This is a genomic window from Streptomyces narbonensis (assembly GCF_014649015.1).
In the GTDB taxonomy this organism is placed as follows: Bacteria; Actinomycetota; Actinomycetes; order Streptomycetales; family Streptomycetaceae; genus Streptomyces; species Streptomyces narbonensis.
Map to the genome: position 1 here is coordinate 1 of NZ_BMSF01000203.1, position 518 is coordinate 518.

The following is a 518-nucleotide window of genomic DNA, read 5'->3' on the forward strand; positions in this document are numbered from 1 at the left end:
CTAATACTATTAATGCTATCAATTTAGGTATTTTTTTGCAAATGATTAATATTGCTAGAGATGTGTTAGAAGATGCTAATAAAGGCAGACGTTATTTACCAGCATGTTGGGTTAATAATATAAATGCAAAAGAAATTATTTATTTATCAAATATTCCTATAAACAAAAAACATAAACTAATTTCATCTGCTATTATTCGTTTACTTTTTTTATCAGAATATTATTATATTAAAGGTATAAAAAATATTTATAAATTAAATTATATAAATCGTATTATTATAACAATAATTAGTTCAATATATTATAAAATAAATATAAATATAAGTAATACTAAATATAATTGGATTTATAAACGTATTTATATATCTTTATATTATAAAATATTTATAACGCTAAAAACTATTATTAAATCTATATGTTAAAAAAAAAAATCTATGATATAGATATCTTAATTTTAGGAGGTGGATGCGCTGGTTTATCTTTAGCTTATTATTTAAGTTTTTTACCAAATAATTTAA

1 protein-coding gene is annotated in these 518 nt (G+C 18.1%); it reads left to right on the top strand.

The features are described 5' to 3' along the window. Nucleotides 1-422 (top strand): squalene/phytoene synthase family protein (locus IE124_RS34520; RefSeq protein ID WP_189514100.1); only part of this gene is annotated, 422 nt, incomplete at its 5' end. Between the last annotated feature and the right edge of the window lie 96 nt (nucleotides 423-518).